Genomic DNA, 737 nt, shown 5'->3' on the forward strand with positions numbered 1-737 from the left:
CCAGTTTTCTTATCGTTTAGCGTCTTCGTCGGTGCTATTTGGCAAGTTTTATTTTGCCAAATACGCCAGCATGATCAGAAGGATTCAAACCATTCTCGTCTGTCATATCTGCATTGCTGTCACCCAACACTTTGGCTTTCAGCTTAGTGATCTCACGTGCTTTGGGTTCGAAAAAGATGTGGTCGATACGCTGGTATAACTGCGCGTCTTCATCCGACACATCAGCAGAGAAACAACAGGTATAGACGTCACGTGGCTTCTTCTTTGACAACCATAGATCGTGGTATCCCTTACCCACTGCTTGTAGGTAAGGTGGGATCAAAGTACCTAAACCGAAAGCAGACTCAAATGGCTGGTCTTCTGGGCTACTATTAAAATCGCCTACCAATATCACTGGAACGTCTGGGGCTGTTGTCGCATTGATTACTTGCGTCAGCTCATTCATCTGAATTGCTTGTAGTGACATATAAGGCTCAGCCCCACCCACTTCTAGGTGAGTATTGACGAAACGGTAGTAAGCCACTTTTACTACCTTAGTTGCGTATTGATACCCACACTGCTTAGTGTGGGTTTTTTTCGTTTAGAGCGAGGCAAAAGACGCTCGACTCGCTTTCTCCCGGCTGACACATCGCGCCGATATATATCAAATCTATATCGAGCTTAATCTAAGCCAATTGTGATCTATTGAGACGTTCTGCTCGTAAATCTTTTGATCACTATGCCAATGTCTTGTCTTG

The 737-nt window shown here is 44.6% G+C and carries 1 protein-coding gene; it reads right to left on the bottom strand.

What is annotated here, in order from left to right; translation table 11 throughout:
• Positions 1 to 34 precede the first annotated feature (34 nt).
• Positions 35 to 523, bottom strand: coding sequence for an endonuclease/exonuclease/phosphatase family protein (locus A3766_RS09005; protein WP_068642106.1), 489 nt, complete (start codon positions 521 to 523; stop codon positions 35 to 37).
• Between the last annotated feature and the right edge of the window lie 214 nt (positions 524 to 737).

It is taken from the genome of Oleiphilus sp. HI0132 (assembly GCF_001635845.1).